Here is a 4,406-nt window from a genome sequence, read left to right as displayed (position 1 = left end):
CGGACTCCTGCAGCTGCTCCTGGACTCCGGTGGACGCTCCCTGGGCGTCGCCGGCGCGCCGATCGCTTCAGCCTGGCTAACTCGCTACCGTTGTTCTTGGAGACAGCGTTTCTGTCTTTTATGAGGGGAATTCATTTTGAATGAAAAATGCATCAAAAAAACGAATAATAATTCGTATATTTTTGTTTACAACAAGAAATTTTTGGATTATTATTGAAATAGGTTAACTTATTTCAAAAAAGTGGGTGTTATCATTGATTGAGGATTTAGTAAACGTGTTCGTGTATGGTACATTAATGAGAGGTGAGAGAAATCATCGAGTAGTAAAAGGTCATATGTTATCGACTGAACCCGGAACTTTAACGGGAATTCTATATAACATCTCAGAGCACTATCCAGCGTTAATCCTTGATGAACAAGGGTTTGATGTAGAGGGTGAATGGATGACAGTGCATGAATCAGCATTGAAAGAGATGGACAGATTGGAGGGGTACAACGGGCCAGGAAAACATAATTTTTATGAAAGAGTTTGGGTTAAAGATCTACATAAGGAGATCGAAGGATGGGTTTATGTGTGGGAGAGCTCAAGTAAAAACATCGAGAATTATTCGATGATTACTACGGGAATTGGAAAAACCGTGAATTTCATTAAGTTTACGTAATTTACAATTAATTTTCATTTTTAATGTTAGATTGTTAGGTAAGGAGCTGTTGCCATAATGAATGAAATGGTATTGACAGTAACTGCTCTTGAAAGTATAAAAATCGAAATCGATAGAATAAAGACAAAGTATCTGCCTCAAGCTGAAGAAAAAGTCCTCATAGCTATTGAAAAGGATATGGATATCGAGGATTTAGTTGCTGAAAGAGATTTTTACAAGAGTCGTATACCATATTTAAACGATATTGTTGACAATGCGAAAATACTTGCTACACAAGATCCATATTTAGTGAAACTTTCAATTGGAGAACTTGAGAGAAAACCATCGGGTGAATGGTATTTAGGCGAAAATAAAATTAATTCAGAACAAGCAATAAAAATACTTGTAGATGAAGTTAATACGATTAGTCAGAAGTATTCTTAATAGCTAGCGTTTCTGCAGAGCCTAAAGAAAAAAACAAAAACTAATAAAGAGGAGAATTAATCATGAAAAAAAGGATGCTAGCTTTATCTTTAGCTTTATTGTCGTCCATTACTTTTAGTCAAACCTTTAATAGTGTGGCTTCGGCAGCAACTCAGTCTAATCCTATTGCAGTCCTGGTCAACTATAATAAGGTGACTTTTCCTAGTAATCAGAATCCTTATATAAAAGAGGGCGTCACAATGGTTCCTGTTCGTGGAGTTTTTGAACAGATGTCCGCAAATGTTAGCTGGGAACGCAATGCTTCAGGTAAGATCGTAGTCACGGCAAAACATTTCGAAGATACAGTAAAGCTGACTGTTGGCAGTAAAACTGCTCAGAGAAATGGCGTAAATGTGCAATTAGATAAGTCAGTAGAGAATGTCAACGGGAGAATTACAGTACCTTTACGATTTTTGTCAGAATCCTTTGGTGCTCAAGTCAAATGGGTGCCACGTTCCAAAAGTGGTAATTCATTTGATCATATATTGATTAATGGCCAATTTAATTATCCTGATAAGGTTGTTAATGAGGAAATGACTTACTCATCCGGAGGGTATGGAACTCCAGTAACGGTCAAAAGTTTTCCCATCATTATTGAGCACCCTGACAAAACGATCAAAATTAACAACATAACAAGTTCATTGTACATTTGGAATAAGCCAGGTACCAGCCAACTGTTTGGTCGAGCTACAGCAAATAACGATCCAGATTTTAACTCACTCAAAATGCTTAGCAAAGGTATTGTCAGACTTGATGTGGAAATTACGGCAAAAAACGATGGTGTAAAAATCGATGAAACAACAATGGGGAAAAATATGTTTTTTGTGAGCTCCAAAATGAAGAATGGCCAGCTGATCGAGACGGCAGCACCTTATCAGTTGAAAGGTACGCCTTTAACTCCTGATCTCTTTGATGGTTTTCTAGCTACGAAGACCTTGAAAAAAGGAGAGAAGCTAAAAGGAACTTTGCCAATGGAGATTTCTTCTCCAACAACCAAACAAGATTTCATTGTAAATATAAATACACATGATACTCTTTCATATTCTTTGAAAATTCCTTCTACAATCGCGGAGGCTAAGTAAAGTTTATGAAAACCTTAAAAAAACCAATTGCTTTTCTACTTGCAGCTACTTTAAGTATTAGTAGTATTGGATTAAGTCATGTGCGAGCTGCTGAATCTTACACCAAAACTGCTCAGGCAACAGTTGAACTTTCTTCAGATGGGAATCTAACTTCTTCTGGTTCAGCATCCGAGACCCTGGAGCATGAAATTGTTAGTATAGACTCAGTAAAAAATGATAATGGAACAGTTAGAACAAAACTTTCAGGTAAAATTATTTCTGCTACCTGGAGTGGCGGAGAAAAATCAAATGAAGAGGTTTGGTTGCCTGCTACGAGCAGCATGTACTATGGCAGTAACTCTAAAGAAGCGACATGGACCAAACAATTGCCTCATAAAATAGTGCGCAACGTCCAGGCTATTGTAACCCCATCAGGGAGTGCTAAGGTCAACGGAAACATAATCACATTCTCGGGCAAAGGTGCTGTAAATAGTAACACTAACTGGAATAATCAAAGTGTGACGGCTTCAGCTAAGGATGGAAAAACTGATCAGCAAACTGCTGGATATGGAGTAACTGCTGATCTGTATGAGCTTGTGGATCTCGGTTATGCAGGTGATGTTAAAGATCACAAGCACAATTATAATAACGTCCATGCATATGCTAGTGTAACTGCTAGTGATCCGTCTCCAGGCAAGAGTACTGCAGGTACGGCCTATACAAACGTTCAATACCAGAATTTTTATTACTTGTACTACTCTGATGCTGTATATGAATATTTAGCACCTTCTGGAACTTATAACTACGCTGCTACAGTGACATATACGTATAAATATGAGGTTGATGCTGGGTTGCCTATCGTGACGGTAACTAATGATGCTCCAACACCACTTTATAGGGGTACCAAAGTAACCTTTACAGGGACTGCTACTGACACGAAAGGAAAAATCGTTTCTCAGCAGTGGTCCGGGATAGGTACAGGGAACAAAAATACTACTACGTATACTCCAACTAAATTAGGAAAGTACACGGCAACTTTTACTGCAGTTAATGATGCAGGGAGAAAGGCTAGTGCTAGTAGTACAATTACTGTAATCAATAAACCTCCTGTAGCCTCTATAGGATCTGCAAAAACGACAATGTACCGCAATGAAACTTTAGATCTTACTGGTTATGCAAAGGATGATGATGGTACTATTGTCAGTACAACTTGGAGTGGAGCTATAAGCGGTACTGGGTATAAGAAAACCTTTACACCTAAAAAGCTTGGGACCTATAAAATTACATTTAAAGTTAAAGATAATGATGGTGCTACAGCAGAAGACTCTATCACTATTAAGGTAATCAACAGAGCGCCTAGCGTCACAATTATATCGCCAAAAGGTACAAGTGGAGATCCTGCAATGTTGAGTTCATCAGGAGGTTCATTTAATTGGTCTTTCAGTGATCCTGACGATGACCCTCAAACAAGTTATCGTGTGGAGATTTACGATTACGAAGGTAAAAAAGTAGATTCCGGTCAAGTTTTATCTGGTAGTAAATCATATAATTTACCTTATCAATTAGACCCAGATAGGCTATATTATTGGACAGTCACAGTCACTGATCCTTGGAGTACAGTAACGTCTGATAGATCATATTTTAGAGTTGATTATAGTGAGAATTTTACAGTAACCTCAGTTACTCCTTCAGGTAAAATGGAAACAGTATCTACAGATCCTAAAGTTGATGCTTTTATTGTCGGGAAATATGGACCTGCGTCATTCACTGTAAATGTTAATGTGAGAAAGACAGCAGGTGATGAATCAGGAGAGTATTTGTACTTAACTTTGAACCGCAGTGGGTATGGCCTGAATTGGAGCGAGCGTAAGAGAGTTTACGTAGACAGATCAGGTACAACAGTGTCATTTACAGTACCCAATATAACTCATGAGGATATCCGAGCTTGGCAAAAGAGCAAAGGGAACAAAGTAACACTCTATGAGCCATTTAAGTTAACCGCAACATTAGAAGCAACGCGTTATGAAACAAATACAGGTGATAATACATTGTCTAACTCGTTGAGAACAGCAGAATATGGCCGTAGCCAGCTTACCAAATAGTCTTATATATATTTTGAATAAAAACACCCATCAGTTTTAAAAGATGGGTGTTTTTTTATTATAACGATCGGTGGGACATTACAACTAGGAACAGTTGCAAAGCGATCCGGATGAAGCAA

At 38.2% G+C, this 4,406-nt stretch carries 4 protein-coding genes; all 4 read left to right on the top strand.

Going from position 1 to position 4,406, the window contains the following annotated elements:
• The first annotated feature begins 254 nt into the window (after positions 1–254).
• The 4 genes from ACTWJ7_RS36615 to ACTWJ7_RS36600 all read left to right on the top strand — a co-directional run bounded on the left by ACTWJ7_RS36615 (position 255) and on the right by ACTWJ7_RS36600 (position 4,287).
• The gene (locus ACTWJ7_RS36615) at positions 255–662 is read left to right on the top strand and encodes a gamma-glutamylcyclotransferase family protein (RefSeq protein ID WP_443146784.1); all 408 of its coding nucleotides are present in this window, start codon (positions 255–257) and stop codon (positions 660–662) included.
• 57 nt (positions 663–719) lie between these two features.
• Positions 720–1,085 (top strand): hypothetical protein, encoded by a 366-nt coding sequence (locus ACTWJ7_RS36610; RefSeq protein WP_443146783.1) that lies wholly within the window; start codon positions 720–722, stop codon positions 1,083–1,085.
• 62 nt (positions 1,086–1,147) lie between these two features.
• Positions 1,148–2,206, top strand: a complete 1,059-nt coding sequence (locus tag ACTWJ7_RS36605) for a copper amine oxidase N-terminal domain-containing protein (protein ID WP_443146782.1) — start codon at positions 1,148–1,150, stop codon at positions 2,204–2,206.
• Between the two features lie 5 nt (positions 2,207–2,211).
• Entirely contained in the window at positions 2,212–4,287 is a 2,076-nt protein-coding gene (locus ACTWJ7_RS36600) for a PKD domain-containing protein (RefSeq protein ID WP_443146781.1), read from the top strand.
• Positions 4,288–4,406 lie beyond the last annotated feature (119 nt).

Source organism: Paenibacillus sp. 1A_MP2, assembly GCF_052244825.1.
In the GTDB taxonomy this organism is placed as follows: Bacteria; Bacillota; Bacilli; order Paenibacillales; family Paenibacillaceae; genus Paenibacillus; species Paenibacillus vandeheii.
The sequence above is the reverse complement of the archived record's forward strand: the minus strand, read 5'-3'. Positions and strand labels throughout refer to the sequence as shown.